1 protein-coding gene and 1 pseudogene are annotated in these 1,230 nt (G+C 76.1%); both read right to left on the bottom strand.

The window, feature by feature from the left end; translation table 11 throughout:
- Positions 1-609, bottom strand: a 609-nt coding sequence (locus N798_RS16470; protein WP_198030771.1) for a hypothetical protein, incomplete at its 3' end; no start/stop codon positions are given.
- Positions 609-1,230: pseudogene (locus N798_RS18540) on the bottom strand (hypothetical protein); the annotation flags it as partial. The gene N798_RS16470 and the pseudogene N798_RS18540, both read right to left, overlap by 1 nt.

The raw sequence follows: 1,230 nt of genomic DNA, 5'->3' as shown, positions 1-1,230 counted from the left end.
GGGAGCGGCCGCCGACCGCGGTGCGGTCGGAGCCGCCGCGGTCGTGCGACCCCCGGGAGCCTGACTGGTCGGACGCGGGGCGCTCGGCGCCTTCGTCGTCGTCCTCGGCGTGGGCTTCGGTGCAGCAGTGGGCTTGGGCGCCGCGGTGGTCGGCGCGGGAGCCGAGACCGTGGCGGGTCGCGTGCTCGGGGCCGACCCCGAGCCGAAGCGGAAGCCGACCGAGCTGCCCGGCTTGGGGTTCCAGCCCTTGATCCCGACCTGGCTGTAGGTCCACGATCCACCGTTGGGGGCGTGCCAGAACGACCAGTAGGCGCTCGCCGGCGGCATGTTGACGCACGGGTCGGACGCCGGGTAGCCGTCGATCCGGCAGAGCGCGTCGGGGAAGCGCTGGACCGCCGTGAGCGAGAAGCCGGCGCTCTGGAGCGCCGACCACGCCGACGAGGGGTCACCGCTCGCGCAGCGCACCTGGGTGCCCTGCGAGCTCTGCACGACGACCGTCACGCCGTTCGTCGACGAGCAGGCGGCCGCCTGGGCCGGGGCGGCCGCGCCGGTGAGCGCGGCTGCCCCGAGCGCGGTCGCCGCGCCCAGCGAGAGGAGGCGGCGAAGCATCAGGCGTGCACCCCGCGGCGGCGCGAGACGAGGACGAAAGCGGAGCCCGCGAGGAGCAGCAGCACGGCCACGGCCAAGGCCGGCCAGACCGCGGCGCCGGTGTAGGCGAGGCCCCCGTCCGAACCCGAGCCCGTGTCGGTCCCGGACCCGCCCGCGGTGCCGTCACCGGGACCGCCGTCGGAGCCACCGGTGCCGGGCGTGGTCGGCTCGGTCGTGCCACCGGTCGGCGTGGCGCTGGAGCTGGCGCTGGTCGTCGGCGTGGGTGTCGGCGTCGCCGTGGGGGCCGCGGCGACGACGAGGGTGTCGAAGCCGGGGAGCCCGAAGGCGAGCATCGCCTGCGGCGTGGCCCGCTCCCACTGGTCGGTGCTCGTCGCCGGGCCCGCGGCGAAGGCCTCGGGGGAGTAGGCGATCGCGCCGACGTTCGTCGCGGCGGCCGCACCCGTGGTGGGGAGGACCTGGAGCCCGGCCACCCACGCACGACCCTTGGTCACGGCGCCCTCGGCCGCAGCAGAGCCGGGGTGCTCGTCGAGGTAGGCCTGCAGTGCCTGCACCGCGAGACCGGTCGAGTTCGTGTTGACCGTCGTCGTGAAGGCGTCGTTGGCCCATCCGCCGCTCGTCTTC

It is taken from the genome of Knoellia flava TL1, from assembly GCF_000768675.1.
Classification (GTDB): Bacteria; Actinomycetota; Actinomycetes; order Actinomycetales; family Dermatophilaceae; genus Knoellia; species Knoellia flava.
The sequence above is the reverse complement of the archived record's forward strand: the minus strand, read 5'-3'. Positions and strand labels throughout refer to the sequence as shown.